This is a genomic window from Novosphingobium sp. fls2-241-R2A-195, from assembly GCF_030209485.1.
Lineage (GTDB): Bacteria > Pseudomonadota > Alphaproteobacteria > Sphingomonadales > Sphingomonadaceae > Novosphingobium > Novosphingobium resinovorum.
This window is the reverse complement of sequence record NZ_JARVRY010000002.1, coordinates 241,027-267,339: the sequence shown is the minus strand read 5'-3', so window position 1 is coordinate 267,339 and position 26,313 is coordinate 241,027. Positions and strand designations below refer to the sequence as shown.

Here is a 26,313-nt window from a genome sequence, read left to right as displayed (position 1 = left end):
TATATCCACCAAAACCCACGCCTCCCTGCGGGCTTCAGCGCTTTTCACACACGACTAGCTACTTCCCTTAATTGCGAAACCAGCAAAGCAGCATAAGCGGATTAGCAAGTCGAGTCGGCGGGTGATATCATTCCACGGTCCTGATAGCCGTGCATGACGTCGACCTAGAATACGCGCTTGCACTCAAATCCGGCCACTACTGCTCGAAGTCCCATGATCCGAGGCCATTCCTCAGAGATCTAAAAACCCCTTGCCCGACTCGCACTTGGCGTGTAGGGGCGCGGTTCGAATTTGACGGGACTTCGGTCCTATGGCTCTTTCTCATCGGTAGGTTATGGAAGCTCAGAACATCCGCATTCGCCTGAAGGCGTTTGACCATCGCGTTCTCGACCAGGCAACTGGCGAAATCGCTGACACGGCACGTCGTACCGGCGCGCTGATTCGTGGGCCCATTCCCCTGCCGACCAAGATCGAGAAGTTCACGGTCAACCGTGGTCCGCACATCGACAAGAAGTCGCGTGAGCAGTTCGAAGTCCGCACCTACAAGCGTCTGCTTGATATCGTGCAGCCGAACGCCGCTACCGTCGACGCTCTGATGAAGCTGGACCTCGCGGCCGGCGTGAACGTCGAGATCAAGCTGGCCTGAAGCCGGTTTAACGGGGTGATCTGAAAAGGTCGCCCCGATGGTCCTTTCCGATCGGACCTAAATTAGATCGAGGACTATCTTGTCGGCTTCGCTAGCCGGCTTTGCGGGGAGAAACCCGCAGAGACAGCGCCCTGAGGGAAAAGCCCGAAGGGACACAAGGGATACCTCCGGCGACGCTTTCGGGTTTCGTTCGGGAATGCGTCCCCCGTCTCGCTTCCGTCAGTCCTTCGGGGCTTGCAGGGAGCACCTGACCCGGACGGGGTTCGTATCACACACAGGGTTGGACATGCGTGCGGGGGATGGTCCTGCGTACGCCTCTGTAAGGAGTAAGGTCATGCGTACCGGCGTGATCGCAAAGAAAGTCGGGATGACCCGCCTGTTCCAGGAGGACGGTCGCCACGTGCCCGTCACCGTCCTGGCGCTGGAGGATTGCCAGGTCGTCTCAGTCCGTACCGAAGAACGTGACGGCTACGTCGCCGTTCAGCTCGGTGCCGGCGAAGCGAAGCAGAAGAACGTTGCCAAGCCGCAGCGCGAACACTTCGCCAAGGCTCAGGTTCCCCTCAAGATGCGCGTCGCGGAATTCCGCGTCGCCGACGACGCCCTCCTCGAGGTTGGCGCGACGATTGCGGCTTCGCACTTCGTCCCGGGCCAGCTCGTCGACGTGGGCGGCCACACCCAGGGTAAGGGCTTCCAGGGCGCTATGAAGCGCTGGGGCTTCGGCGGTATGCGCGCCACCCACGGTGTGTCGATCTCGCACCGTGCGCACGGTTCGACGGGTAACCGTCAGGATCCGGGCAAGGTGTTCAAGAACAAGAAGATGGCCGGCCACATGGGCGACCGTCAGCGCACCCAGCAGAACCTCGAAGTCGTCCGCGTGGACGATGAGCGCGGCCTGATCTTCGTCAAGGGCTCGGTCCCGGGCGCGAAGAACTCGTGGCTGACCGTTGCGGACGCCGTCAAGGTCGACCGTCACGGCGAGGCTCCGTACCCCGCCGGCATCAAGTCGGTTGGCAACACCAACGACACGGCCGCTGCCGACACGCCTGCTGAAACCGCGGCGCCCGAAGCGACCGAAGGCCAGGAGGGCTAATCATGAAGGTTCAGGTCCTCAACATCGACGGTTCGACCGCCAACGGCGACATCGAGCTTTCGGACGACGTGTTCGGCCTCGAGCCGCGCGCGGACATCCTGCACCGCGTCGTCACCTGGCAGCTCGAGAACCGTCGCGGCATCGCCCGCGCGACCCGCGAGCGTTCGGAAGTCGCGCGCACCGGCAAGAAGTTCGGCAACCAGAAGGGTGGTGGTACCGCTCGTCACGGCGACCGCGCTGCTCCGGTGTTCATCGGCGGTGGTAAGGCTCACGGTGCCCGTCGCCGCGAGTTCAACATCTCGCTCAACAAGAAGATCCGTGCGCTCGGTCTGAAGATGGCCCTCTCGGCCAAGGCTCAGAACGGCCTCGTGATCGTCGACTCGCTCGACGTCGCCGACGCCAAGACCAAGGCTCTGGCCGGTCAGCTCGCCAAGGCGAACTTCGGCAAGAAGGTTCTCGTCATGGACGGCGATCAGGTCAACGAGGGCTTCGCCCTGGCGGCCCGCAACATCGTCGGCGTGAACGTTCTCCCGGCTGTCGGCGCGAACGTCTACGACATCCTGAAGCATGATACGCTGGTGCTGACGCGCGCCGCTGTCGAGAAGCTGGAGGCGCGTTTCAATGGCTAAGTCCGTCGACATTCGTCACTATGACGTGATCGTCGCCCCGCACATCACCGAGAAGTCGACCCTGCTTTCCGAGCAGAACGCAGTCGTCTTCAAGGTGGCCGACAAGGCGACCAAGCCCGAGATCAAGGCTGCCGTCGAGGCAATCTTCGATGTCAAGGTGACCGGCGTGAACACGCTCGTCGTCAAGGGCAAGACCAAGCGCTGGCGCGGTAAGGCTTACCGTCGCAGCGACGTGAAGAAGGCGATCGTCACGCTGGCCGAAGGCCAGTCGATTGACATCACCGAAGGCGCGCGGGGTTAATTTCCGATGGCACTCAAGCATTATAACCCGACCAGCCCCGCACGCCGCGGCCTGGTCCTCGTCGACAAGTCGTCGCTCTGGAAGGGCAAGCCCCTCAAGGCGCTGACCGAAGGCAAGAGCAAGACCGGCGGCCGCAACAACAAGGGTCACGTGACCTCGCGCGGCATCGCTGGCGGCCACAAGCAGAAGTACCGCTTCATCGACTTCAAGCGTCGCAAGTGGGACATGGAAGCCACCGTGGAGCGGATCGAGTACGATCCCAACCGCACCGCGTTCATCGCGCTGGTGAAGTACACGGACGGCGAACTGACCTACATCATCGCGCCGCAGCGTCTGGCAGTCGGTGACGTCATCGTCGCCGGTGAGAAGACCGACGTGAAGCCGGGCAACGCCATGCTTCTGTCGCAGATGCCGGTCGGCACGATCTGCCACAACGTCGAGATGAAGCCCGAGAAGGGCGGCCAGATCGCACGTTCGGCAGGTACCTACGTCCAGGTCGTCGGTCGTGACCGCGGCATGGTCATCGTCCGCCTGAACTCGGGCGAGCAGCGCTACCTGCGCGGCGATTGCATGGGCACGGTTGGCGCGGTCTCGAACCCCGACAACTCGAACCAGACCCTCGCCAAGGCCGGTCGCGGTCGCTGGCTGGGCCGTCGTCCGCTTACCCGCGGTGTCGCCAAGAACCCGGTCGACCACCCGCACGGTGGTGGTGAAGGCCGTACCTCGGGTGGTCGTCACCCGGTTACGCCCTGGGGCAAGCCGACCAAGGGTGCCCGCACCCGCAACAACAAGCAGACGGACAAGCTCATCATCCGTTCGCGTCACGCCAAGAAGAAGAGGTAAGTCACGATGGCACGTTCCGTCTGGAAAGGCCCCTTCGTCGACCTCTACCTTCTCAAGAAGGCCGAAGTCGCGCAGGATGCCGGCAGCCGCGCTGGTCCGATCAAGACCTGGTCGCGTCGCTCCACCATTCTCCCGCAGTTCGTTGGTCTCACCTTCCAGGTGTACAACGGGCACAAGTTCATTCCCGTTGCGGTCAACGAGGACATGGTCGGTCACAAGCTGGGTGAGTTCGCTCCCACCCGCTCGTTCCCCGGCCACGCCGCCGACAAGAAGGGCAAGCGCAAGTGAGCAAGCAAGCAGCACCCCGCCGCGTAGGTGACAAGGAAGCTCTTGCGGTCAACACGAACATTCGTGGTTCGGCCCAGAAGCTCAACCTTGTCGCTGCCCTGATCCGCGGCATGCGCGCGGAAGACGCGATGAACGTCCTGGCCTTCTCCAAGAAGGCCATGGCGGTCGACGCCCGCAAGGTTCTCGCCTCGGCGATCGCCAACGCGGAAAACAACCACAACCTCGACGTCGACGCTCTCGTCGTCGCCGAGGCGTCGGTCGGCAAGTCGGTGACCATGAAGCGTTTCCACGCTCGTGGTCGCGGCAAGTCCACGCGCATCCTGAAGCCGTTTTCGCGCCTGCGGATCGTCGTTCGCGAAGTCGAGGAGGCCTGATCCATGGGTCATAAGAGCAATCCGATCGGTCTGCGCCTGCAGATCAACCGTACCTGGGACAGCCGTTGGTTCGCCGAAGGCCGGGACTACGGCAAGCTGCTTGAGGAAGACCTCAAGATCCGCAAGTTCATCATCGAGACCCTGCCGCAGGCTGCGATCTCGAAGGTGGTGATCGAGCGTCCGGCCAAGCTGTGCCGCATCTCGATCTTCGCTGCCCGTCCCGGTGTCATCATCGGCAAGAAGGGCGCGGACATCGAGAAGCTGCGCAAGCAGCTGGCCGCGATGACCTCGAGCGAAGTGAAGCTGAACATCGTCGAAATCCGCAAGCCGGAAGTCGATGCCAAGCTGATCGCCCAGGGTATCGCCGACCAGCTGATCCGCCGCGTGGCGTTCCGCCGTGCGATGAAGCGCGCGATGCAGTCCGCCATGCGTCTGGGTGCCGAAGGCATCAAGATCATGTGCGGTGGCCGTCTCGGCGGCGCTGAAATCGCCCGTCTGGAGCAGTACCGCGAAGGTCGCGTTCCGCTTCACACGCTGCGTGCGAACATCGACTATGCCGCTGCCGAGGCGCTGACCGCCTACGGTATCATCGGCATCAAGGTGTGGGTCTTCAAGGGCGAGATCCTTGGTCACGACCCGATGGCGCAGGATCGACTGATGATGGAGGCTCAGACCTCCGGCGTCCGTCCGGCCCGCTGAGTCTAGGATAGAGTTAGCACCATGCTGCAACCGAAAAAGACCAAGTTCCGCAAGGCCTTCAAGGGCCGGATCAAGGGCGACGCCAAGGGTGGCACCGACCTGAACTTCGGTTCCTACGGCCTCAAGGCCATGGAGCCCGAGCGGATCACCGCCCGCCAGATCGAAGCGGCCCGCCGCGCGATCACGCGTCACCTCAAGCGCCAGGGTCGTCTCTGGATCCGCGTCTTCCCGGACGTGCCGGTTTCGAAGAAGCCTGCCGAAGTCCGTCAGGGTAAGGGCAAGGGTTCGGTCGAATACTGGGCGGCCCGCGTCAAGCCCGGCCGTATCCTGTTCGAAGTGGACGGTGTTGCCGGCCAGCTCGCCGCCGAGGCTTTCAGCCGCGCCGCGATGAAGCTGCCGATCAAGACCAAGGTCGTCGCCCGCCTCGGTGACACCTCGCACCTGGGAGGCGAATAATGGCCAAGACCGAAGATCTTCGCGCCAAGACCGACGACCAGCTGACCGCTGACCTCGTCGATCTCAAGCGCGAGCAGTTCAACCTGCGTTTCCAGGCTGCTACGAGCCAGCTCGAAGCCCCGGCACGCATCAAGGAAGTCCGTCGCGACATCGCCCGCATCAAGACGCTCCAGGCTGAGCGTTCCGCCGCGGCGAAGGCGTAAGGAGAAACACGATGCCCAAGCGTATTCTTAGCGGGACTATCGTCTCCGACAAGACGGACAAGACCGTGACCGTGCTCGTCGAGCGCAAGGTGAAGCACCCCCTCTACGGGAAGATCATCCGCCGCTCGAAGAAGTACCACGCCCACGACGAGGACAACGCCTTCAAGACCGGCGAGAAAGTCCGGATCGAGGAGACGGCGCCTTACTCGAAGACCAAGACCTGGAAGGTTCTTGACCGTCTTCAGGCGAGCAAGGGTACGGCACTCGAAGCCGAGGTTTGATCCTCCGCTGAGATCGAAGCCGGGGCTGCAAAGTCCCGGCTTTGGCCTTACCTGACACAAGTGTTGACCTTCGCGGGTGAATGCGGCAAAGGGCCGCCTTCGCCCGCGCAGGGCGACTCGGGCCTCTTCGGGGGCCTGTCTTTTTAGGAACTGCCGGACTGGTTCCGGCAAGCCAGATGAGAAGGACTCGGATCGATGATCCAGATGCAATCCAATCTCGACGTGGCGGACAACAGCGGCGCGAAGCGCGTCCAGTGCATCAAGGTACTGGGTGGCTCCAAGCGTCGTTTCGCCGGCGTCGGCGACATCATCGTGGTGTCGATCAAGGAGGCGCAGCCCCGCGCTCGCGTCAAGAAGGGCGACGTTCACCGTGCTGTGATCGTGCGCACCCGCAAGGACGTGCGCCGCACGGACGGCAGCGTGATCCGCTTCGACAGCAATGCTGCCGTGCTGATCAACAAGAACGAGGAGCCGATCGGCACCCGTATCTTCGGCCCCGTGGTGCGCGAACTGCGCGGCCGTGGCTTCATGAAGATCATCTCGCTCGCGCCGGAGGTGCTGTAATGGCCGCCGCTAAGATCAAGAAGGGTGACTCCGTCGTCGTCCTGTCCGGCAAGGACAAGGGCCGCACCGGCACCGTGCTGCAGGTTCAGCCCAAGGACGGCAAGGTTGTCGTCGAAGGCGTGAACGTTGCCACCAAGCACCGCAAGCCCACCCAGCAGAACCCGCAGGGCGGCATCGACCGCGTTCCCGCGCCGATGCACATCAGCAAGGTCGCTGTTGCGGACAAGGACGGCAAGCCGACCCGCGTTCGCTTCGAAATCAAGGACGGCGTCAAGGTCCGCGTGGCCGTGAAGTCCGGGGAGACGATCGATGGCTGAGCAGTACACTCCGCGTCTGCGCACGAAGTTCGACGCTGAAATCGCGAAGGCGATGACCGAGAAGTTCGGTTACAAGAACGTGATGGAAATCCCGAAGATCGAGAAGATCACGCTCAACATGGGCGTCGGTGAAGCCAGCCAGGACAAGAAGAAGGTCCAGACTGCCGCTGCCGAGATGGAACTCATCGCCGGTCAGAAGCCCGTCATCACCAAGGCCCGCAAGTCGATCGCCCAGTTCAAGCTGCGCGAAGGCATGCCGATCGGCTGCAAGGTGACGCTCCGCCGCGAGCGCATGTACGAGTTCCTGGATCGTCTCGTCACGATCGCGATGCCCCGCATCCGCGACTTCCGTGGCCTGAACCCCAAGTCGTTCGACGGCCGTGGCAACTACGCCATGGGCCTGAAGGAGCAGATCATCTTCCCGGAGATCAGCTACGACAAGATCGACAAGGTTCGTGGCATGGACATCATCGTGACCACCACCGCGAAGACCGACGACGAAGCGCGCGAGCTGCTGCGTCTGTTCGGTTTCCCGTTCCCGGCTGAAGAGTCGGAACAGCAGGAGGCGGCGTGAGCCGCTGAGGAAGAGAGCTTAAGTCCATGGCGAAACTGAGTTCCGTGAACAAGAATGAGCGTCGCAAGAAGCTCGTCAAGAAGTATGCAGGCAAGTACGAACGCCTCAAGGCGGTCGCTGACGATCAGTCGCTCGATGAAACCGAGCGTCTCATTGCTCGCCTGAAGCTGGCCGAGATCCCGCGCAACGCAAACCCCACCCGGGTTCGCAACCGTTGCGCCACGACCGGCCGTCCGCGCGGTTATTACCGCAAGTTCGGCCTGTGCCGCGTCGAGCTGCGTGATCTTGCCAACAAGGGCATGATCCCCGGCGTGACCAAGTCGAGCTGGTAAGGGTTAGAAGCAATGGCATTGACCGATCCCCTGGGTGATATGCTCACCCGCATCCGCAACGGCCAGCAGGCGAAGAAGGACTCCGTCCTGTCGCCGGCCTCGAAGCTGCGTGCGCGCGTCCTGGAAGTTCTCCAGCGTGAAGGCTACATCCGTGGCTTCTCCGACGACGCCACCGGCGCCCACCCGCAGCTGCGCATCGAGCTGAAGTACTTCGAAGGCGAAGCCGCCATCAAGCACATCGCTCGTGTCTCCAAGCCCGGCCGCCGCGTCTACTCGGGTTCCAAGGAACTCCCGGTCGTTCGCAACGGTCTCGGCATCACCATCGTCTCGACGCCGCGTGGCGTGCTCTCGGATGCCGAAGCACGTGCACAGAACGTCGGCGGCGAAGTGCTGGCGGAGGTGTTCTAATGAGCCGCATCGGTAAGAAGCCGGTGGCCGTTCCCAACGGCGTCACCGCCAACATCGACAACGGTGTTCTCTCGGTAAAGGGCCCCAAGGGCACCCTGACCCTGGGTCTGTCGGACCTCGTCACCTACTCGGTGGACGACGGTGCGATCGCCGTGCAGCCCATCGGCCAGTCGAAGCAGTCGCGCAGCCACTGGGGCCTTCAGCGCACCCTCGTGTCGAACCTGATCGAAGGCGTCACCAACGGCTTCACCAAGATCCTCGACATCAAGGGCGTCGGCTACCGTGCCGCTTCGCAGGGCAAGACCCTGAAGCTGCAGCTCGGCTACTCGCACGACGTCGACATCGCCGTGCCGGAAGGCATCGAGGTCAAGACCCCGGATAACACCACGGTCGAAATCTCGGGCATCGACAAGCAGAAGGTCGGCCAGCTTGCGGCCGAAATTCGCCGCTGGCGCAAGCCTGAGCCCTACAAGGGCAAGGGTATCGCCTACCGCGGTGAGTACATCTTCCGCAAGGAAGGGAAGAAGAAGTAATGGCAAAGCTGTCTCTCTTCGATCGCCGCGCGCGCCGCGTTCGCACCGCGCTCAAGGCCCGTTCGGGTGGTCGTCCTCGTCTGTCGGTGCACCGCACCGGCCGTCACATCTATGCGCAGATCATCGACGATGCGCAGGGCCACACCGTCGCTGCAGCCAACACGCTGGGCGCCAAGGGCACCGACCTCGACGCCGCGACCCGCGTTGGCAAGGAACTCGCCGAGGCCGCCAAGAAGGCGGGTGTTACCTCGGTCGTGTTCGACCGCGGTGGCTTCCTGTATCACGGCCGCGTCAAGGCGCTTGCCGAAGCCGCCCGTGAAGGCGGGCTGGAGTTCTGATCATGGCTGACGAAAACAACAACACGCAGCCGGTTTCGGCTGAAGCACCCCAGGGCGGCGCACCGTTCGAGGGTAACCGCGAAGGCGGCCGTGGTCGTGGCGGCCGTGGCCGTGGCGGCAACGATCGCGGTGGTGAGCGCGGTGGCCGTGGTGGCCGTCGTGACGACCGTCGCGGCAACCGCAACGCCGACGAGGAGCAGGGTGAAGAGCTGATCGAAAAGCTCGTTCACATCAACCGCGTCTCCAAGACCGTCAAGGGCGGTAAGCGCTTCGGCTTCGCCGCACTCGTGGTCGTCGGTGACGGCAAGGGCCGCGTGGGCTTCGGTCACTCGAAGGCCCGCGAAGTTCCCGAGGCGATCACCAAGGCGACTGCCTCGGCCAAGAAGAAGATGATCCGCGTCGCTCTGAAGGAGGGTCGTACCCTCCATCACGACGGCAAGGGCCACTTCGGCGCCGGCAAGGTGAACGTGCGTACGGCTCCGGCCGGTACGGGCATCATCGCTGGTGGTCCGATGCGCGCCGTGTTCGAGAGCCTGGGCGTCGCTGACGTCGTCACCAAGTCGGTGGGCACCTCGAACCCGTACAACATGATCCGCGCCACCTTCGACGCGCTGACCACGCAGACTTCGCCGAAGTCGGTGGCCCAGCGTCGTGGCAAGAAGATCGCCGACCTGCTTGGTCGCGGTGGTGCTACCGAGGTAGAGGCCGAGGCCGCTGCCGAAGCCATCGTGGAGTAAGCATCATGGCGAAGATCAAGATCCAGCAGATCGGTTCGCCGATCCGTCGCCCCGAGAGCCAGAAGAAGATCCTCATCGGTCTCGGCCTCGGCAAGATGCACCGTATCGTGGAGCGCGAAGACACCGCCGAAGTGCGCGGTGCCATCGCCAAGCTGCCGCACATGGTGAAGATCGTCGACTGAACCTTCACAGGTTCACGTTGAACGATACAGAAGGGCCTCGGTGGAAACACCGGGGCCTTTTTGCGTGGGTGGCCGGCCCTTCGACAAGCTCAGGGTGACCCTTCGACAGGCTCAGGGAGAGCGGGGCTAAGTGCAAACCTCCCAATCCCGCTCAGGCTGAGCTTGTCGAAGCCCCAGAGGCATGGCGGGCCTTCCCGCAAGTAATGCTCTTCCAACAGCGCGCGGCTATGCTATTCGCGCCAGCTTCATCGGTGCCTTGGGGTGCCACGGATTCCAATCGGGGACAGGTCTTGATCGGCAAGCGGCTTCTGACGGCCACCATCCTGTGCATGGGCGCGCTGACGACGGCCGCGTGCTCGGACGAGGCGCCCAAGGGCAATCTCGGTGTCGAGGGCGCCTCGGTAACCCAATGCGGCGACCTGCGTGCGGATACCGCGTTCCTGGACAAGCTGCGCAAGGGTGACCGCTCGCTGCGCCGCAAGCTGAAAGACGGCAGCGCCAACGCCGTGGCGGAGGCACACAAGGCGCTCGACATGGGCGACTTTCGCCTGATTGCCGCGACGACGCCGACCGGCATCTCCACCGAGGCTTACGGCGTACAGTGCCGCATGCTTGGCGGCCTTTCGCCATGGACCGTGCGCGCGGTGGCCTTCGTGCCCGAGGGCAAGGTCGAGGGCGGGCAGCAGAAGCCCGACGATACCGTCACCGGCTTCGGTCGCCGCTACAACGCCGCGATGCTGGCCGATCCGCGCTATCCTTATGCCGACGTCTGCCGTGCGGTCGACAAGGCCGGGCCGGCGCCGACGATGCCGGACAATCCCGATGCCGGGATCGAACAGCCCTACGGTTTCGCCGAACTGGGCGTCGCGCGCATGGAGCACGGGCTCGGCGCGGCGGCGCGGCGCGGCTCGATCCGGGATATCGGCATCCTGCTGGAGCGCGATCCCAAGGGCATCGACAAGCCCGACCTGTTCGGCCTGACGCCGCTCGCCTGGGCGGTCGCCTACCATCGCTGGCCTGCGGCGCAGGCGCTGCTGCGGGCCAAGGCAGACCCGATCGGCGGGACGTGCCAGACGACCATCGACCGCCAGTCGCCGTTGCAGATCGCGCGCGTGATGCGCTGGTACGGTGTCATCCGCGCGATGCGGCCGCTGGTGACCGAAGAGCAGTTCGCCAGCCTGCGCCAGAAGCCGCGCTGGGATGACGCCAGCCTCGTCGAGTTCAACCATGCGCTCACCGAACTCAAGGAGCGTTACGATACGCAGCTGAAAGCCAAGCCGTTCGGCCGCTACGACCTGAACTTCCAGGTGGACGAGCAGGGCAACACGACCGAGTGCAAGATGGATCCGGCATCCGTCTCGCCCGCGTTCGACAAGGAACTGTGTGGGCTGGCGGTGGAGATCGTGCGCTGGGCGCCTGCGCGGGATGCCTTCGGTACGCGGGTTCCGGAGAGCGCGAAGTTGCTGGTGGGCTTCGGCGGCGGCAGCTGAGGCTGTCCTACATACCGTGATCCATGCGATAGAGGATCGGTGAGGGCAGCATCGCTCTCGCTCGCTTTTTCGTCATCCCCGCGAAGGCGGGGACCCAGCTGATGTCTTCGCAAGAGGCAATGTCAGGAGATGGGTTCCCGCCTTCGCGGGAATGACTGGTAGATGATACAGATGTGGATGGCGCTCCGAAGCGGAGAAGGGCGTACGCGAAAGGTCACAGGGAATGGGCGCAAGTCATTCTCTGTAAAGGAACAATCTCGGGGTTTCACAGGCTCTTCTGTGTAAACCGGGATGCGGGATGACCCGCTCTTCCCGAATCCGGGGTGACAAGCCCGGCCTCATCCGCTAGGGGCGCCGCTTCCTATCAGCGCGACTCAAAGCGAAAGCGAGTGCAACACATGAAACTGAATGACATCCGTGACAACGCCGGCGCCCGTCACCGCCGCATGCGCGTCGGCCGTGGTATCGGCTCGGGCAAGGGCAAGACCTCGGGTCGCGGCCAGAAGGGTGCCAAGGCACGCTCGGGCGTTTCGATCAACGGCTTCGAGGGTGGCCAGATGCCGCTCCACATGCGCCTGCCGAAGCGCGGCTTCTCGAACAAGAAGTTCGCCAAGGACTTCGCGGAAGTGAACCTGGGCCTCGTCCAGAAGTTCATCGACGCCGGCAAGCTGGACGTCACCGGCGTGGTCGATCACGCGGCGCTCAAGGCCGTCGGCCTGGCCCGTGGCGGCAAGGACGGCGTGCGCCTCCTCGCCAAGGGTGAACTGACCTCGAAGGTCACCTTCAACGTTGCCGGTGCTTCGGCCGGTGCCGTTGCCGCGGTCGAAAAGGCCGGCGGTTCGGTGATCGTGCCCGCCAAGGAAGAGGCTGCGGCCTGATTTCCGGCGCGACACGCTAAGGCATAAGGAGAGGGCGGGCGCCGGGCGCTTCGCCCTCTCTTGCTGTAAGGTGTCGACAAATGTGATGCGCGGGCGGCACACTGGAGCCGATTCGTGCGGGACGGGTCTTCCCGACCTCGTTCCAATGTCTATATGGCCAGTTTCCTTCCCGGGTTCGACAAGGCAGGCATGAGCCGCTAAGGGCGAGTCCGATCAGATTCTTCGAGGCTTTTTAGAACGTCATGGCTTCACGCGCCGACAACATCGCCAGCACGCTCAGCCTGGCCAATTTCTCCAAGGCCACCGAGCTGAAGAACCGCATCTGGTTCACCATCGGCGCGCTCATCGTGTTCCGCTTTTTGAGCTTCGTTCCGCTGCCGGGTGTGAACCCGGTCGCGCTGCGCGATCTCTATCTGCAGACGCAGGGCGGCATCCTTGACCTGTTCAACACGTTCTCGGGCGGTTCGCTTTCGCGCATGAGCCTGATCGCGCTCGGCGTGATGCCGTACATCACCGCCTCGATCGTGGTGCAGCTGGCCGCCTCGCTCCATCCGGCGCTCGTCGCGCTGAAGAAGGAAGGCGAAGCCGGACGCAAGAAGCTCAACCAGTACACGCGCTACGGCACCGTGCTGCTGTGCATCGTGCAGGGCTACGCGATCGCCACCGGCCTCGAGGCGCTGTCGACCTCGCGCGGTCTTGGCGCCGTGGTCGATCCCGGCATCCCGTTCCGCGTCGGCGCGGTGATCTCGCTGATCGGCGGCACCATGTTCCTGCTGTGGCTGGGTGAGCAGATCACCTCGCGCGGGATCGGCAACGGCGTCTCGCTCATCATCATGGCGGGTATCGTCGCGCAGATGCCGACGTTCGCCAGCAACCTGGGCTCGGCCTACTCGGCGGGCGACACCGGTTCGATCCTTATCATCGCGCTGATCGCGCTGGTGGTGGCGATGATCCTGATGATCTGCTTCATGGAACGCGCCACGCGCCGCCTGCTGATCCAGTATCCCAAGCGCGCCACGCAGCGCGGCATGATGCAGGCCGACCGCAGCCACCTGCCGCTCAAGCTCAACACCGCCGGCGTGATCCCGCCGATCTTCGCCAGTTCGCTGCTGCTGCTGCCGCTGACGATCAGCCAGTTCGCCGGCAAGTCGCTGACGCCGGATTCGACGATGGGCAAGATCGTGGTCTCGCTCAACCAGTACCTGGGCCACGGCAAGCCGCTCTACATGCTGCTCTACGCAGCGGGCATCATCTTCTTCTGCTTCTTCTACACCGCAGTCGTCTTTAATCCGGAAGAGACCTCGGACAACCTGAAGAAGAACGGCGGCTTCATCCCGGGCATCCGTCCGGGCAAGAACACCGCAGTCTATCTCGACTACGTTCTGACGCGTATCACCGTGATCGGTGCGGCCTACTTGGTCATCGTCTGCACGGTGCCTGAGTACTTCCTGTCGATGACGGGCTTGCCGCTGCTGTTCATGGGTGGCACGAGTCTGCTGATCGTCGTCAACGTGACCGTGGATACGATCACGCAGATTCAGTCGCACCTGCTGGCGCACCAGTACGGCGACCTCATCAAGAAGGCCAAGCTGAAGGGCCGCATGCGCTGAGGCGCGTGCCGATAACGTAAAACCGAGGGGGATTCAGGGCGTGAACATTATCCTGCTGGGACCGCCGGGGGCGGGCAAGGGAACCCAGGCGCAGCGTCTCGTCGACAAGCATGGCATGCGCCAGTTGTCGACCGGCGACATGCTGCGCGCCGCAGTCAAGGCGGGGACGCCGACCGGGCTCGAAGCCAAGGCGGTCATGGAGCGTGGCGAGCTGGTGTCGGACGCGATCGTCTCGGCGCTGATCGGGGACGAACTCGACGCGATGGGCGTGGATACCGGCGCCATCTTCGACGGCTATCCGCGCACCGAAGCGCAGGCGGAATCGCTTGACGGCATTCTGGAAGCGCGCGGTCGCAAGCTCGATCACGTGATCGAACTGGAAGTGAACGAGGATGCTCTGGTCGAGCGCATCACTGGCCGGTTCACCTGCGCCACTTGCGGCAAGGGCTACCACGACACCTTCGAGAAGCCGAAGGTCGAAGGCACTTGCGACAAGTGCGGCGGGCACGAGTTCAAGCGGCGTCCGGACGACAATGCCGAGACTGTGCGCACCCGCATGGCAGAGTACCGCGCCAAGACCGCGCCGATCCTGCCCGTCTACGAAGCGCGCGGCATCGTCGCCAAAGTCGACGGCATGGCTGACATGGACGAGGTGACGGCGGCGATCGAGGCAATCCTCGCGGGCTGATCCTGTTCCAGAGTGAACCGAACAATGAAACCCGGAAGTGCCTCAGGTCGCTTCCGGGTTTTTCATTTTGTCGTCGAAGTGCGCGGCAGGGATGACGGGCTTCATGCGATCTGGCATGGACGGTTTCGCGACATTGACGGGGCCTTCACGGCCGGGCAGGGGCAGCTTTATGAAGTCTTTCGCATTTGCGCTGGCGGCGGCCGGCATGGCGCTCGTTCCTTCGGCGGCAAGCGCGAGCGTCGCGCAAGTCGAGGCCAATGGCTTCGTCGTGCGCCATGTCGCGCAAGTTTCGGCGACGCCCGAGGAAACCTGGGCCGTGCTGGTGAAGCCGTCGGTCTGGTGGGACTCCGATCACACCTGGTCCGGCGATGCCGCGAACCTCACGCTCGATGCACGGGCGGGCGGCTGCTTCTGCGAAGTGCTGCCCAACGAAAGCTCGCCCAAGGCAACGCCGCGCGGCAGCGTCGAGCACATGCGCGTGATCTACGTGGAGCGCGGCCGCGCCCTGCGCATGAGCGGGGCGCTCGGCCCGCTGCAGTCGGACGCGGCGATCGGCACGCTGACCGTGCAGCTCAAGCCGGACGGGAAGGGCGGTACGCAGGTCCTGCTTGAATACGTCGTGGGCGGCTTCACCCGCACCCCGTTCGAGAAACTGGCGCCGGCGGTCGATGGCATGCTCGGCGGACAGCTCCAGCGCCTGACGGAGAAGCTGGGGGGCGCCTTCGCGGCGGCCTTCCCGAAGATCGAGACGGACGTTGCCGACCCGCCTGCCGAGGAGCCTGCAGCGGCGGATCCTACGGCCGGGCTCGACATCGTGCCGCTTTCGAGCAAGCCGACGACCAGTGACGGGCCGCTCGTCGGACGCTAGGTCCGATGCGTGCGGTGCCGCCTTGGGACAGGGCCGGGTGCTACGCACTTTGACTGGCCTCGCGATTTGCGTTAAACAGGCATCACAGGCGCGACATCCGCCCCGTCGATCAGGCGGAGGGCGGCGCCCGGTCGATGCCGCAGGCGTTGACGCGGAACGTTGACTCTGCGCGCGAATCGTTTTAAGCGCCCCCTTCACTCGTCAGTAAACGGCAGTCCGGAAGGCCCATACCGCGTGTCCAAAGCACCCGCGAGTAACCGCCAACCGGGCCTTTTGCCATTTCACTTCCCCGAGTGTTTTCGCGATGAGATGGAGGTGCGCGCTCGCACCTCTGTGGAGCAGGAGAATTAAGTGGCTCGTATTGCAGGGGTAAATCTCCCCACCAACAAGCGCGTTATCATCGCGCTGACGTATATCCACGGCATCGGCCGTACCAAGGCTCTCGAGATCGCCGACAAGCTCGGTATCGATCACACCCGCCGTATCCAGGATCTCTCGGACGCTGAAGTGCTCCAGATCCGTGAGACCATCGACGCCGACCACACGGTCGAGGGTGACCTTCGTCGCGAGACCGCGATGAACATCAAGCGCCTGATGGACCTCGCCTGCTACCGCGGCCTGCGTCACCGCAAGGGTCTGCCGGTTCGTGGCCAGCGCACGCACACCAATGCGCGCACCCGCAAGGGCAAGGCCAAGCCGATCGCCGGCAAGAAGAAGTAAGCCGAGGGAGCCGTTAAGGCTTTCGGTTTCCCGCAGCGATAATTCGACAGGATATACGATATGGCACGCGAACCTCAGCGCATTAAGCGCCGCGAGCGCAAGAACATCACGAGCGGCATCGCCCACGTGAATGCTAGCTTCAACAACACCATGGTGACCATCACCGACGCCCAGGGCAACGCGATTTCGTGGTCCTCCGCCGGCATGATGGGCTTCAAGGGTAGCCGCAAGTCGACCCCGTACGCCGCTCAGGTGGCCGCGGACGACGCCGGCAAGAAGGCCGCCGAGCACGGCGTCCGCACCCTCGAAGTCGAAGTCAAGGGCCCGGGTTCGGGCCGCGAGAGCGCCCTGCGCGCCCTGGCTGCCGTGGGCTTCACGATTACCTCGATCCGCGACGTCACGCCGATTCCGCATAACGGCGTGCGTCCCTCGAAGCGCCGCCGCGTCTGATCGAGCTAATGCGGGCGGTGACCGGTCACCGCCCGTCTTCGGAACGTCCCGGGCCTCTCCACCAGGCCTTCGGGACGCAACCGCCATCACTCCCAGGGGAAGTCCATGACTGTCAACATCAAGAACTGGCAGGAACTCAAGAAGCCGAACAGCCTTGAGATCAAGCCGGGACCAGACCCCAAGCTGAAGGCGACGTTCGTCGCCGAACCTCTCGAGCGCGGCTTCGGCCTGACGCTCGGCAACGCGCTGCGTCGCGTGCTGCTCTCTTCCCTCCAGGGCGCGGCGATCACCTCGATCAAGATCGAGAACGTGCTCCACGAATTCTCGTCGCTCGCAGGCGTGCGTGAAGACGTCACGGACATCGTCCTGAACGTCAAGCAGATCGCGCTCAAGATGCAGGGCGACGGTCCGAAGCGCCTCCAGCTTTCGGCAACCGGTCCGGCCGCTGTCACCGCCGGCGACATCGCCGTCACCGGTGACATCGAGGTCATGAACAAGGATCTCGTGATCTGCCACCTCGACGATGGTGCGACGCTCAACATGGAGCTGACCGCCGACTCGGGCAAGGGTTACGTGCCCGCCGTGTCGAACCGCCCGGTCGATGCGCCGATCGGCCTGATCCCGGTCGACTCGCTCTACTCGCCGGTTCGCCAGGTGAGCTACAAGGTCGAGAACGCCCGCATCGGCCAGGAGCTGGACTTCGACAAGCTCAACCTGACGGTCGAGACCGACGGCACCGTGACCCCTGAAGATGCCGTGGCTTATGCCGCACGCATTCTGCAGGACCAGCTGGCGCTGTTCGTCCACTTCGAGGACATCGCCCCGGTTGGCGCCTCGCCGATGATCGGTGTGGCTGTCGGCGGCGCGGCGGCTTCGGAAGAGAGCGACACCAACCAGCTCAACCGCTACCTTCTCAAGAAGGTGGACGAGCTGGAACTGTCGGTCCGTTCGGCCAACTGCCTCAAGAACGACAACATCATCTACATCGGCGATCTGGTCCAGAAGACCGAAGCCGAGATGCTGCGCACGCCGAACTTCGGCCGCAAGTCGCTCAACGAGATCAAGGAAGTGCTTTCCTCGATGGGTCTGCGCCTCGGCATGGACATCCCGGGCTGGCCGCCCGAGAACATCGAAGAGATGGCCAAGAAGCTCGAGCAGGAACTGCTCGGCTGATTGGACCTTCGGGTTTCGAAATGAAGAGGGCCTCGCGGGTGACTGCGGGGCCTTTTTCTTTGGGTTACGATCTCCCGCATCGAACCTTTGTGCGTCATCCCCGCGATAATGCTCTACGTTTGACGGCATGATCGAATCGCCCAACGCATTGAAATCTGCAGGCCGCTTCACCATCGCGGCGCGGCTCAGGAGTTTCATCTTCGCATGGCGCGGCCTGCGCTGGCTGGTTTACAACGAGCACAATGCGCGGGTGCACCTGGCGGCGTCGATCGTGACGATGGGGGCAGGGCTGTTCCTGAATGTCTCCGCAAACGACTGGCGCTGGCTGTTGCTGGCGATAGGGCTGGTCTGGCTGGCCGAAGCCTTCAACACCGCCATCGAGCAGATGTGCGACCGGGTCGAACCGAACTTCGATCCGGTCATCGGCCGGATCAAGGACATCTTTGCCGGAGCGGTGCTGATGGCATCGATCGTGGCCGCAGGTATCGGACTTCTGACGCTTGGCCCGCCGGTTTGGGCGATGCTCGACGGCATCCGCCCTTGACTCCCGCCCCGTTTTCGTATTGAGGGCGCGCTTCACAAATACGTGAACAGGCTTTGGGCGATGGTCTAACCACATCGCCCGGCAGGCAGTACCTTGAACGGCTGCCTGACGAACGGAGTAAAGAATATGCGTCATAAGATGGGCGGCCGCAAGCTGCAGCGCAAGTCCGGCCACCGCGCGGCCCTGCTGCGTAACCTGGCCGCAGCGCTGATCAAGCACGAGCAGATCCAGACCACTACGCCGAAGGCGAAGGAACTGCGTCCCTACATCGAGAAGCTGATCACGCTCGCGAAGAAGGGCGGCCTTTCGAACCGTCGTCTCGCGCACGCGCGCATTCTCGACGAAGCGCAGGAAAAGAAGCTGTTCGAAGTCCTCGCCGAGCGTTTTGCCGGTCGCGAGGGTGGCTACACCCGCATCATCAAGGCCGGTTACCGCGCTTCGGACGCCGCTCCGATCGCGATCATCGAACTGGTCGACCGCGACGTCGATGCCAAGGGCCAGGACTCCGGCCCGGTGCACACCGACGCTGAGGAATTCGCCGAGGCGTAAGCCACTCGGCGTCCCTGACGGGATAGAGAAGCGGTCGCGGACTTCGGTTCGCGGCCGCTTTTTCATGCGTGCTTTCCCCGGCGCGGCGATGTGCTAGAAAACAGGCTCAAAAACAGGGTCGGGAGGATGTGTGAAGACTAGCGGTCTGCAGGTGTTGGCGGCGCTCTTGCTGTCGGGGGCTGCGACGCCCATCTGGGCAGGGCCTATGTCCGACATCAGCTATCCACAGACCCGCCGCGACACTGTCGTAGAGACCCAGTTCGGCGAGGCCATCGCCGATCCCTATCGCTGGCTCGAGGATGACGTACGACATTCCTCCGAAGTCGCCGACTGGGTGAGCCGTGAGAACGCCGTCACCGAAGACTATCTGACCGCACTCCCCCAGCGCGCGCAGTTCCAGCGCCGCATCCGCGCCTTCATGGACTACGAGCGCTTCGGTATCCCGGTGAAGGCGGGCGGCAGCTACTTCTACACCCGTAACACCGGCCTGCAGAACCAGGCGCAGTTGTTCGTACGCAAGGGGCTGGACGGCAAGCCGCGCCTGCTGCTCGATCCCAACGCCTGGGCGAAGGACGGGGCGACGGCACTCGATTCCTGGGAGCCCTCGCAGAAGGGGCGCTACCTGCTGTATAGCGTTCAGGACGGCGGCAGCGACTGGCGCATCCTGCGCGTGATCGACGTCAAGACCGGCGAGCCGCTACAGGACGAGGTGCGCTGGGCCAAGTTCACGGGCCTCTCATGGGTGGGCGAGGAAGGTTTCCTCTATTCGCGCTTCCCCGAGCCGAAGGAAGGCGCGGCGTTCCAGTCGCTGAACTACAACCAGGCCGTGTATTTCCACCGCATCGGCACGGCTCAGGACGCGGACGAACTGGTCTACGCGACGCCCGACGCGCCCGATCTGGGGCATGTGGCGGACGTGACGCAGGACGGGCGCCTGGCGCTCATCACCAGCCACGTCGGCACCGATGCGCGCTACGAAGTGCGGGTGATCGATCTCGACAAGCGCAAGCGCGACGGATGGAAGGCAGTGCCGCTCGTCTCCGGTTTCACCGATGACTGGAAGCTGGTCGAAGGTGCCGGGCGGAAGCTGTGGTACGTGACCAACCGGAACGCGCCGCGCTATCGCCTCGTCGGCATCGATCTCGATACGCCCAAGGCCGAGTGGACCGAGATCGTCGCCGAGCGCGAGGATATTCTGGAGCGCGCCGGGATCGTCGGGGACCGGCTCGTCCTCAACTACATGCGCGATGCGGCGAGCCATGCGGAAATCCTGGCGCTCGACGGCAGTGTAGGCAAGACGCTGTCGCTGAACGGCATCGGCACCGCTTCGGGCTTTCGCGGGAGGCCGGGCGATCCGGAGACGTTCTACGCCTTCACCAGCTTCAACTGCCCGGCATCTATCTACCGGATGGATCTGGCGACCGGGGTGACGACGCCCTTCGCGACGCCGAAGATGTGCTACGATCCGGGTGCCTACGTGGTCGAGCAGCGCTTCTTCACGTCGAAGGACGGCACCCGCGTGCCGATGTTCATCGTGCGCAGTCGTGCGGTGGCCAAAACGAAGCAGCCGGTGCCGACGCTGCTCTATGGATATGGCGGCTTCGACGTTTCGCTGACCCCCGGCTTCTCGGCGACGCGCATGGCGTGGCTGGAGGCGGGCGGGGCCTTCGCGCTGGCGAACTTGCGCGGCGGCGGCGAGTATGGCCGGGCGTGGCACGATGCGGGACGGCGGCAGAACAAGCAGAACGTCTTCGACGACTTCATCGCGGCGGGCGAGTTCCTCGTGAACGAGGGCATCGCGAAGAAGGACGGCCTTGCCATTCAGGGCGGCTCGAACGGTGGCCTGCTGGTGGGTGCGGTGGTCAACCAGCGGCCGGACCTGTTCGCGGCGGCGGTCGCACAAGTGGGCGTCATGGACATGCTGCGCTTCGACCGCTTCACGGCCGGGCGTTACTGGACCGACGACTATGGGCGGCCGGACCGGGAAGACGACTTCAAGGTCCTGCGCGCCTATTCGCCCTACCACAACATTCGCGAGGGTGCGCAGTATCCGGCGATCCTGGTTACTACGGCGGACACCGACGACCGCGTGGTGCCCGGGCACTCGTTCAAGTACACGGCGGCGCTGCAGCACGCGAACCTTGGGGCCAGGCCGCGTCTCATCCGCATCGAGACCCGCGCCGGACACGGCTCGGGCAAGCCCACGGACAAGGCGATCGAGGAGGGGGCAGACATCCTCGCCTTCGTGGCGCAATGGACGGGGTTGAAGCTTCCGGCCGAAGCCAGTGTCGCACAAGCCGGGGAGGCAAAGACCGTTACGCCGTGAACCGGTTCATGCATAGGACAGCATGAGCGGCGTAATGATGCCGTGATGGGCGGCGCGGACCGTGCGCGCCGGATAGGGTTTCTCCCGATGAAGATGTTCCGTTCGCGTACCGCCGTTTCTCTTGCCGCGCTTGCGGTGTTCTCGGTCACGGCCACGCCGGTCCTGGCGCATGGCCGCGGGGACTGGCGCGGGGGCCATCGCCATTATCGCGGCGGGGGGATCGATGGCGGGGACTTGCTGGCGGGGCTGCTCGTCGTGGGCGGCGTCGCGGCGATCGCCACGGCCGTCAGCAAGGACAAGGCAGACAAGCGCGACGACCAGCCTGAGCCCTATCGCTATCCGGATGGCGGGCAGTCGGATGATGACGCAGGCTATGGCGGCCCCGCGTACCCCGGTGGGCCGGTGGCGGATGGCGACTACGCAGGGGAGCCTGCAGGTGCAGGATCGCTGGGCGGTGCCGTCGATGCCTGCACGGCAGAGCTGGAACGCGGCGACAAGCATGTCGAATCGGTGGGATCGGCACGCCGGATGGGCGAGCGCTATAGTGTCGAAGGTCGCCTCCAGGACGGTCGGCCATTTGCTTGCAGCGTCGATGATGGCGGGCACATCCGCTCTGTAGCGGTAGATGGACACGGCATGATCTGAACCGGAACGCCCGCGCGGTATCGTATCGGGCGGACGTTGCGCTCCCATTGATTTTCCGGAATATCGACTCCTAATTTGAAATAGCGAACTGCTGAAGCGGTCGCTGTAGGCGTGTACGGCGTTTTGCGTCGGGCCTGCCAAGAGGAGAGCCGGAGACGTGAGCAATAAGGCCGCTGCCGATACCTCTGTCGAACGTCCGGACGAGGTACATACTTTTCCGCGCTTCATTCGTGCCATTGCGGCGGCCCATGGCGATGCCGTCGCGGTTACGCTGGAGGACGACGAGGAGACGGTCGCCTCCGTCACCTACCACGAACTTGAAGCACGGTCGTCCGTGCTGGCGCGCGGGTTGCTGGCGCGCGGGATCGGCAAGGGGGCGCGGGTCGGCTTTATCTATGGCAACGGACCGGACTTCGCGGTGATGCTGGCGGCGGTTAGCCGGATCGGTGCGGTCGCGGTGCCGATCAGCACGATGATCCGCGCCAATGAACTGGTCCGCGTGCTGCGCCAGTCGGATGTGCAGGGGCTCGTTCTCCAGCGCACGATGCTGGGCAAGGACTATGCCGAGCGCGTGCTGGAGGCGCTCCCCGAACTGGACGGGCAGGAGAGCGGCGCGCTGCGGCTTGGCAGGGCGCCGTACTTGCGCTGGATCGCCTCGGACGGAGAGGGATTGCCTCCCGGCATCGCACCGCTCGACTGGCTGACCGAGGCCGCGCGGACGGTTGGCGAAGACCTGCTGCGCGAGGTCGAATCCGAAGTCCATCCTACCGACCAGATGGTCGAGATCTACACCTCCGGCTCGATGGCGCTGCCCAAGGGCGTGCGCCATGCCCATGGCCCGGTCTGCTTCCGCAGCCATACCATGCGCGAGATGATGGGCCATGTGCCCGGGAAGCGCGTGGCTTGCATCCTGCCGATGTTCTGGGTCGGCGGCATGATGATGTACCTCGTGCCCGGGCTGGAAGCAGGGGCGACTGTCGTGTGTACGGAGCGCACGCTCTCCAACAGCCGCTTCGCGATGGGCTCGGTGCTCGCCGAGGAAGACCTTGCGGCGATGCGCGGGCCGAAACCCTGGTGGGGCCTCGGCATGAGCGAGACCCTGGGACCCTATTCCTGGGGCGACGATTTCCGCGCGGCCGGTCGGCCGGTCTGCGCGCCAATGGACCATTTCGCCCCGGGTTACGAGATCCGCATCGCCGATGCCGATAACCGCCCCGTGGCGACGGGTGAGGTGGGAGAGATGCAGGTGCGCGGCTATCCCGTCGCGAGCGGCCTCCACAAGATCGAGCGGGCCGAGCATTACACACCCGACGGCTACTATCGCACCGGCGACATGTGCATAGTGGAGGAGCGTGCGGTGGGCAGCCGGGTCCACTTCGTCGGGCGCGGCGGGGACATGATCAAGGTGTCGGGCTCCAACGTGTCGCCCGCTGAAGTGGAGATGGAATTGCAGTCGCTCGACGGAGTGCATACCGCCTACGTGGTCGGTCTGCCCGATCGGGAGCGCGGCGCGCTGCTGGTTGCTGCGGTGATCGCGCGCGAAGGTGCCGAGCCGGACTTCGCCGTCATCGAGGCAGAGTTGCGTCAGCGGCTCTCCAGCTACAAGGTCCCGCGTGCCTATGTGCCGATGGGACGCGACGAGGTGCCGCTGCTGCATTCCAACAAGGTGGCCCGGCGCGAACTGGCGCGAATGATGGAAGACCGGCTTGGCCGGACCCCATGAGAAAGGGCAGTACGTTCACCCTATTGAACAGGTGTGTCTATTGACGAACCGGGGGCGTTGCCCATAGGCCAAGGCAGTTCGAAATATCGAAAGCAGCCATGTCGCGTTCCTCTCCCGGTGTTGCCCGCGTGGCGGCCATCCTCAACTTCATCGCCGACCATCCCGGGCAGGCGTTCGCACTGACGGATCTGGTGCGGGCACTCAAGTTGAGCCGGGCAACCTGCCATGCGCTGCTGACCGGGCTCGTCGACGTCGGCTATCTCTACCGCACGACCGACAAGACTTACGTGCTCGGCCCGGCGCTCGCGGCGATCGGGCGCACGGCGGCGGCGCACTTCTCGCCGCTTCAGGTCGCGCAGCCCGAGATGCGCAGCCTCGCTGACGAATTCGACGTGGTCTGCGGCGCCTACTTCCTCGAAGGCGACGTGATCCACTTACGCGAGCGTGCGGCCTCGCTCAGCCATATCGGTTATCCGGTCCCGCTGGGCACGCGCATGCCGCTGCGCTGGATCCAGGCCATGACCTTTTTCGCCCGCTCCGCCCGCGACGCTGATGCATGGGTGTCGCGCGCGGATCCGCCGCTGGGGGAGGAGCAACTCGGGCAGTTCCGTGCCGGGCTGGAGTTCGTCCGCACGCATGGCTACGTCGCGCTGCTGCGGCGTCCGGGCAGCGAGGAGGAACTGGGCGTTCGGTCGGGCACCGAAGACCCGCCGGTCGTCCCGTTGCTTGAGGTCGATGTGCAGCGGGTCTATCCGCTCGTGGCGCTGATGGCGCCGATCTACGACAGCCGAAACCGGGTGATGATGGCGCTCGTCATGGCGGGCTTCCACGGCGCGATGAATGGCACGGCGCTGGCGCAGGCCGGTTCGCGACTCGCCGAGGCCAGCGCCCGGATTTCCGGCTTCCTCGCCGGCGGCGGCGAGGACGACTGAATCCTGCACGGCGGGCTCGTTCGCGCGCCTTGGCAAAATCCTGATAATCAAACACCGCTTGGGCGAGGTTCACTTCGCTTGACCGCGTCTTGTTGTCCGCATATCAATTATCGCGAAAATAAATTCGCGATGTCGAACTTATCGATAATCAGGCATCGCCAGGCGGGAGAGAGGCTGTGTCTGACGTGATCGTTGCCCCGGAAACGCGGGATCTCGCCGAACTTGCCGGACGGCTCGAACGCTGGCTCGGTGGACGGCTCCCGGCGGCGAGCGCGATTTCGGTCACGGGCCTCGCCTACCCGCGCGGGGCGGGCCAGAGCCACGAGACGATCCTGTTCGACGCCCACTGGACCGAGGGTGGGCATCGGCACACGCAGGGCTGTGTCGTGCGCATCAAGCCGCAGGCCTTCACCGTCTTCCCCGACACCCTGTTCGACGAGCAGTATGCGATCATGAAGCTGCTGTCGGACGAGGGGCTGGTGTGCGTGGCAAGGCCGCTGTGGTTCGAGGAGGACCCGTCGATCCTCGGCAATCCGTTCTTCGTCATGGAGAAGAAGCAGGGCCGCGTTCCCGTCTCGATCCCGCCTTACGGCCGCGAAGGCTGGCTGCATGATGCCGCGCCGGAGCAACGCCGCCGCTTGTGGCGCAGTGCGGTGGAGCAGCTGGCTGCGATTCAGCGAGTGCCGGTGGCCAAGGCGGGGTTTCTCGGCGGCAAGGGTGCCGCCGGGCACGGGCTGGCTCAGGAATGGGACAAGTATCAGCGCTTCACCGCCTGGCTTGAGGAAGTCGCGCCGCAGCCGGTGCTGCGCGATGCTCTGGCAAGGCTGGAGGGCGCTTGGCCGGTCCACGATCCGGAAGGGATCGTCTGGGGCGACGCGCGCATCGGCAACATGATGTTCGACGACGACTTCCAGGTCGTCGCGGTGATGGACTGGGAACAGCCTTCGCTGGGCGGGGCGCTTCACGACCTTGCGTGGTTTTGCACTTTGTCCGAGACGATGCATGGCCGCAACTCGACTTACGGTGCCTGGCTCGAAGGTATGGGCACGCGCGAGGAGACGATCGCGCTGTGGGAGGAGATCAGCGGCAAGTCGGCCGCGGGCCTCGAATGGTACGAGGATTTCACGCACTTCAAGATGACTTGCACCGGTGTGCGCCTTGGGCAGTTGCGCGGCACGGCGATGATGGACGAGGCGGCGATGCGGCGGCGGTTGAAGGTCGCCTAATCGTCCTCGCCGGGGTGGAGGGGCAGGCCGAGCGACCAGTGGATCGCCGCACCACGCAGGCCGAACCCGGCGAGCACCGCGATTGCCCAGGTCGTCGGTGCCGGGAGCCCGGCGGCGATGCCCCCCGCCGCGACCCCGGCGGCAAGGGCGGCTGCCGTGACGTAAAGCTCGGGTCGCATCAGGATCGACGGCTTGCCTGCCAACACGTCGCGCACGATACCGCCGATGCAGCCGGTGATTACCCCCATCAGCACGGCGGGAACCGGCGGTACGCCCCAGTGCAGCGCCTTGATCGTGCCGAACACCGCATAGACGGCGAGGCCCAGCGCATCGGCCCATTCGAGGATGCGGCCGCGCCACCAGCGCACCGGCGTGAACCACGCGAGCAGCGCAACGCCGAGGCACACCGGCGCGACCAGCGGATCGTGCACCCAGAACACCGGCGCGCCGATCAGCAGGTCGCGCAAGGAGCCGCCGCCGACGCCGGTGATCAGCGCGAAGAAGGCCACCGTCACGAAAGTCTGGCGCAGTTGCGCTGCGGCCAACGCGCCCGTCAGTGCGAACACGGCGATACCCAGAAGGTCGAGGGCGGGCGGCAGGGCAGGGGAAGCCGGGATCATGGCTCGCCTCCTAGCACGCTGCGCGGTCCTTGACCCATGGCGTTTTTACGATACACAAAGGATCATAAAAACGGGG

Annotated in this window: 37 protein-coding genes; 35 read left to right on the top strand and 2 right to left on the bottom strand. The window is 64.4% G+C overall.

What is annotated here, in order from left to right; genetic code table 11:
* Positions 1-334: 334 nt before the first annotated feature.
* The 24 genes from rpsJ (at position 335) to QRN25_RS01970 (ending at position 14,461) form a co-directional block, all read left to right on the top strand.
* Positions 335-646 (top strand): 30S ribosomal protein S10, encoded by a 312-nt coding sequence (rpsJ, locus tag QRN25_RS02085; RefSeq protein WP_007011873.1) that lies wholly within the window; start codon positions 335-337, stop codon positions 644-646.
* A 334-nt stretch (positions 647-980) separates the two neighbouring features.
* On the top strand, positions 981-1,736 hold the full coding sequence (gene rplC, locus QRN25_RS02080) for a 50S ribosomal protein L3 (RefSeq protein ID WP_008828238.1): 756 nt from the start codon (positions 981-983) through the stop codon (positions 1,734-1,736).
* A 2-nt stretch (positions 1,737-1,738) separates the two neighbouring features.
* Positions 1,739-2,365, top strand: a complete 627-nt coding sequence (rplD, locus tag QRN25_RS02075; protein ID WP_008828237.1) for a 50S ribosomal protein L4 — start codon at positions 1,739-1,741, stop codon at positions 2,363-2,365.
* Positions 2,358-2,666 carry a 50S ribosomal protein L23 gene (locus tag QRN25_RS02070; RefSeq protein ID WP_008828236.1) on the top strand — a complete coding sequence of 103 codons (309 nt, stop codon included), beginning with the start codon at positions 2,358-2,360 and terminating at the stop codon, positions 2,664-2,666. The genes rplD and QRN25_RS02070 overlap by 8 nt, the downstream gene beginning before the upstream one ends.
* 6 nt (positions 2,667-2,672) lie before the next feature.
* Positions 2,673-3,509 (top strand): 50S ribosomal protein L2, encoded by an 837-nt coding sequence (gene rplB, locus QRN25_RS02065; RefSeq protein WP_008828235.1) that lies wholly within the window; start codon positions 2,673-2,675, stop codon positions 3,507-3,509.
* 6 nt (positions 3,510-3,515) lie between these two features.
* Positions 3,516-3,797 (top strand): 30S ribosomal protein S19, encoded by a 282-nt coding sequence (gene rpsS, locus QRN25_RS02060; RefSeq protein ID WP_008828234.1) that lies wholly within the window; start codon positions 3,516-3,518, stop codon positions 3,795-3,797.
* Positions 3,794-4,171: a 50S ribosomal protein L22 gene (rplV, locus tag QRN25_RS02055; RefSeq protein ID WP_008828233.1), complete on the top strand. Its 378-nt coding sequence runs from the start codon at positions 3,794-3,796 to the stop codon at positions 4,169-4,171. Before rpsS ends, rplV begins: the two co-directional genes overlap by 4 nt.
* 3 nt (positions 4,172-4,174) lie before the next feature.
* Complete coding sequence (rpsC, locus tag QRN25_RS02050; protein ID WP_008828232.1) at positions 4,175-4,870, top strand: 30S ribosomal protein S3; 696 nt, start codon at positions 4,175-4,177, stop codon at positions 4,868-4,870.
* 21 nt (positions 4,871-4,891) lie between these two features.
* Positions 4,892-5,326 carry a 50S ribosomal protein L16 gene (gene rplP / locus QRN25_RS02045; protein WP_008828231.1) on the top strand — a complete coding sequence of 145 codons (435 nt, stop codon included), beginning with the start codon at positions 4,892-4,894 and terminating at the stop codon, positions 5,324-5,326.
* Positions 5,326-5,529, top strand: coding sequence for a 50S ribosomal protein L29 (rpmC, locus tag QRN25_RS02040; protein WP_008828230.1), 204 nt, complete (start codon positions 5,326-5,328; stop codon positions 5,527-5,529). The genes rplP and rpmC overlap by 1 nt, the downstream gene beginning before the upstream one ends.
* Positions 5,530-5,540: 11 nt before the next feature.
* Entirely contained in the window at positions 5,541-5,810 is a 270-nt protein-coding gene (gene rpsQ / locus QRN25_RS02035) for a 30S ribosomal protein S17 (RefSeq protein ID WP_008828229.1), read from the top strand.
* Positions 5,811-6,005: 195 nt separating this feature from the next.
* Positions 6,006-6,374 (top strand): 50S ribosomal protein L14, encoded by a 369-nt coding sequence (gene rplN, locus QRN25_RS02030; RefSeq protein WP_008828228.1) that lies wholly within the window; start codon positions 6,006-6,008, stop codon positions 6,372-6,374.
* Positions 6,374-6,691: a 50S ribosomal protein L24 gene (rplX, locus tag QRN25_RS02025; protein WP_008828227.1), complete on the top strand. Its 318-nt coding sequence runs from the start codon at positions 6,374-6,376 to the stop codon at positions 6,689-6,691. Before rplN ends, rplX begins: the two co-directional genes overlap by 1 nt.
* A complete protein-coding gene (gene rplE, locus QRN25_RS02020) occupies positions 6,684-7,265 on the top strand; it encodes a 50S ribosomal protein L5 (protein WP_008828226.1) in 582 nt (193 codons plus the stop codon). Before rplX ends, rplE begins: the two co-directional genes overlap by 8 nt.
* 26 nt (positions 7,266-7,291) lie before the next feature.
* Positions 7,292-7,597 (top strand): 30S ribosomal protein S14, encoded by a 306-nt coding sequence (gene rpsN / locus QRN25_RS02015; protein ID WP_008828225.1) that lies wholly within the window; start codon positions 7,292-7,294, stop codon positions 7,595-7,597.
* A 12-nt stretch (positions 7,598-7,609) separates the two neighbouring features.
* Positions 7,610-8,005, top strand: a complete 396-nt coding sequence (rpsH, locus tag QRN25_RS02010) for a 30S ribosomal protein S8 (protein WP_008828224.1) — start codon at positions 7,610-7,612, stop codon at positions 8,003-8,005.
* Positions 8,005-8,538: a 50S ribosomal protein L6 gene (gene rplF / locus QRN25_RS02005; RefSeq protein ID WP_008828223.1), complete on the top strand. Its 534-nt coding sequence runs from the start codon at positions 8,005-8,007 to the stop codon at positions 8,536-8,538. Before rpsH ends, rplF begins: the two co-directional genes overlap by 1 nt.
* Positions 8,538-8,876, top strand: a complete 339-nt coding sequence (gene rplR / locus QRN25_RS02000; RefSeq protein WP_008828222.1) for a 50S ribosomal protein L18 — start codon at positions 8,538-8,540, stop codon at positions 8,874-8,876. The genes rplF and rplR overlap by 1 nt, the downstream gene beginning before the upstream one ends.
* Positions 8,877-8,878: 2 nt before the next feature.
* On the top strand, positions 8,879-9,613 hold the full coding sequence (gene rpsE, locus QRN25_RS01995; RefSeq protein ID WP_008828221.1) for a 30S ribosomal protein S5: 735 nt from the start codon (positions 8,879-8,881) through the stop codon (positions 9,611-9,613).
* Between the two features lie 5 nt (positions 9,614-9,618).
* Complete coding sequence (gene rpmD / locus QRN25_RS01990; protein WP_008828220.1) at positions 9,619-9,795, top strand: 50S ribosomal protein L30; 177 nt, start codon at positions 9,619-9,621, stop codon at positions 9,793-9,795.
* 290 nt (positions 9,796-10,085) lie between these two features.
* Positions 10,086-11,285 carry an ankyrin repeat domain-containing protein gene (locus QRN25_RS01985; protein ID WP_285017177.1) on the top strand — a complete coding sequence of 400 codons (1,200 nt, stop codon included), beginning with the start codon at positions 10,086-10,088 and terminating at the stop codon, positions 11,283-11,285.
* A 398-nt stretch (positions 11,286-11,683) separates the two neighbouring features.
* Positions 11,684-12,163, top strand: coding sequence for a 50S ribosomal protein L15 (gene rplO / locus QRN25_RS01980; RefSeq protein WP_285017175.1), 480 nt, complete (start codon positions 11,684-11,686; stop codon positions 12,161-12,163).
* 242 nt (positions 12,164-12,405) lie between these two features.
* Positions 12,406-13,773, top strand: coding sequence for a preprotein translocase subunit SecY (secY, locus tag QRN25_RS01975; RefSeq protein ID WP_008831159.1), 1,368 nt, complete (start codon positions 12,406-12,408; stop codon positions 13,771-13,773).
* A 40-nt stretch (positions 13,774-13,813) separates the two neighbouring features.
* Complete coding sequence (locus tag QRN25_RS01970; protein WP_008831160.1) at positions 13,814-14,461, top strand: adenylate kinase; 648 nt, start codon at positions 13,814-13,816, stop codon at positions 14,459-14,461.
* Positions 14,462-14,503: 42 nt separating this feature from the next.
* Here QRN25_RS01970 and QRN25_RS01965 read toward each other — a convergent pair whose 3' ends face one another.
* A complete protein-coding gene (locus QRN25_RS01965) occupies positions 14,504-14,668 on the bottom strand; it encodes a hypothetical protein (protein ID WP_155986321.1) in 165 nt (54 codons plus the stop codon).
* Here QRN25_RS01965 and QRN25_RS01960 point away from each other — a divergent pair.
* The 11 genes from QRN25_RS01960 to QRN25_RS01910 all read left to right on the top strand — a co-directional run bounded on the left by QRN25_RS01960 (position 14,667) and on the right by QRN25_RS01910 (position 25,617).
* Entirely contained in the window at positions 14,667-15,329 is a 663-nt protein-coding gene (locus QRN25_RS01960; protein ID WP_285017172.1) for an SRPBCC family protein, read from the top strand. The genes QRN25_RS01965 and QRN25_RS01960 overlap by 2 nt on opposite strands.
* A gap of 351 nt (positions 15,330-15,680) precedes the next feature.
* On the top strand, positions 15,681-16,049 hold the full coding sequence (rpsM, locus tag QRN25_RS01955; protein WP_008831162.1) for a 30S ribosomal protein S13: 369 nt from the start codon (positions 15,681-15,683) through the stop codon (positions 16,047-16,049).
* A 60-nt stretch (positions 16,050-16,109) separates the two neighbouring features.
* Positions 16,110-16,499, top strand: a complete 390-nt coding sequence (rpsK, locus tag QRN25_RS01950) for a 30S ribosomal protein S11 (protein ID WP_008831163.1) — start codon at positions 16,110-16,112, stop codon at positions 16,497-16,499.
* A gap of 105 nt (positions 16,500-16,604) precedes the next feature.
* Positions 16,605-17,672 (top strand): DNA-directed RNA polymerase subunit alpha, encoded by a 1,068-nt coding sequence (locus QRN25_RS01945; protein ID WP_036527247.1) that lies wholly within the window; start codon positions 16,605-16,607, stop codon positions 17,670-17,672.
* 127 nt (positions 17,673-17,799) lie between these two features.
* Positions 17,800-18,216 (top strand): diacylglycerol kinase family protein, encoded by a 417-nt coding sequence (locus tag QRN25_RS01940; RefSeq protein ID WP_285017167.1) that lies wholly within the window; start codon positions 17,800-17,802, stop codon positions 18,214-18,216.
* A 126-nt stretch (positions 18,217-18,342) separates the two neighbouring features.
* Positions 18,343-18,765 (top strand): 50S ribosomal protein L17, encoded by a 423-nt coding sequence (gene rplQ, locus QRN25_RS01935; RefSeq protein ID WP_036527248.1) that lies wholly within the window; start codon positions 18,343-18,345, stop codon positions 18,763-18,765.
* A 205-nt stretch (positions 18,766-18,970) separates the two neighbouring features.
* Positions 18,971-21,091, top strand: coding sequence for a prolyl oligopeptidase family serine peptidase (locus QRN25_RS01930; protein ID WP_285017164.1), 2,121 nt, complete (start codon positions 18,971-18,973; stop codon positions 21,089-21,091).
* A gap of 87 nt (positions 21,092-21,178) precedes the next feature.
* Positions 21,179-21,736 (top strand): hypothetical protein, encoded by a 558-nt coding sequence (locus QRN25_RS01925; protein WP_285017162.1) that lies wholly within the window; start codon positions 21,179-21,181, stop codon positions 21,734-21,736.
* A gap of 157 nt (positions 21,737-21,893) precedes the next feature.
* Positions 21,894-23,459, top strand: a complete 1,566-nt coding sequence (locus QRN25_RS01920) for a class I adenylate-forming enzyme family protein (RefSeq protein ID WP_285017160.1) — start codon at positions 21,894-21,896, stop codon at positions 23,457-23,459.
* A 98-nt stretch (positions 23,460-23,557) separates the two neighbouring features.
* Positions 23,558-24,391: an IclR family transcriptional regulator gene (locus QRN25_RS01915; protein ID WP_271184630.1), complete on the top strand. Its 834-nt coding sequence runs from the start codon at positions 23,558-23,560 to the stop codon at positions 24,389-24,391.
* A 176-nt stretch (positions 24,392-24,567) separates the two neighbouring features.
* A complete protein-coding gene (locus QRN25_RS01910; protein WP_285017158.1) occupies positions 24,568-25,617 on the top strand; it encodes a phosphotransferase family protein in 1,050 nt (349 codons plus the stop codon).
* On the opposite strand, the gene QRN25_RS01905 is transcribed toward QRN25_RS01910, so the two are convergent.
* Positions 25,614-26,237 (bottom strand): trimeric intracellular cation channel family protein, encoded by a 624-nt coding sequence (locus QRN25_RS01905; RefSeq protein WP_271184632.1) that lies wholly within the window; start codon positions 26,235-26,237, stop codon positions 25,614-25,616. The genes QRN25_RS01910 and QRN25_RS01905 overlap by 4 nt on opposite strands.
* Positions 26,238-26,313 lie beyond the last annotated feature (76 nt).